Origin of the sequence: Modestobacter italicus (assembly GCF_019799965.1) — a bacterium.
GTDB lineage: Bacteria > Actinomycetota > Actinomycetes > Mycobacteriales > Geodermatophilaceae > Modestobacter > Modestobacter italicus_A.
This window is the reverse complement of the sequence record NZ_JABGCJ010000080.1, coordinates 1-732: the sequence shown is the minus strand read 5'-3', so window position 1 is coordinate 732 and position 732 is coordinate 1. Positions and strand designations below refer to the sequence as shown.

Genomic DNA, 732 nt, shown 5'->3' with positions numbered 1-732 from the left:
GAAGGGTTTACTGGCAACCTAGGTTCGAGCCGCTTCCCACCAATGCCAGTACCCCATGTCCCACATCATTCGTGTCTCTACCACAGCTTGAGTTAAAACCTTTACCGGCTAACCTCAAGTATGCTTTCTTAGATGATAATAAGACCTTGCCTGTGATTATATCATCTCTTTTAAATATAGAACAGGAAGGTAACCTTTTGATGGTTTTAAGAAAGCACAAACTAGCCATAGGATGGACAGTTGTCGATCTGAAGGGAATTGACCCATCAATCTGTCAGCACCGTATTCATCTAGAGGAAGGAGCAAACCCGTCTAGGGATGCCCAACGTAAGCTAAATCCAAACATGAAGGAGGTTGTTAAAAAGGAAGTGTTGAAATTACTTGATGCGGGTATCATTTACCCAATATCAGATAGTGAGTGGGTATCACCTACTCAACTGGTTCCTAAAAAGTCTGGCATCACAGTGATAGCCAATGACGAGGGTATTCTAGTCCCCACAAGGGCTACCGCTGGATGGAGAGTCTGCATTGATTACAGAAAACTGAACTCCAAGACTAGGAAAGACCACTTCCCCCTTCCCTATATTGATCAGATTCTTGAGAGGCTTTCAGGGCAGAGTTTTTACTGTTTTTTAGATGGATATTCGGGGTATAATCAAATAGCAGTTTACCCCGAGGATCAAGAAAAGACAACGTTCACTTGTCCTTTCGGAACATTTGCATTCCGACGCA

General features: G+C 43.3%; 1 protein-coding gene. It reads left to right on the top strand.

Going from position 1 to position 732, the window contains the following annotated elements; translation table 11 throughout:
- Positions 1-71 precede the first annotated feature (71 nt).
- On the top strand, positions 72-732 hold a 661-nt coding region (locus HLA93_RS20405; protein ID WP_222196269.1), incomplete at its 3' end, for a reverse transcriptase family protein.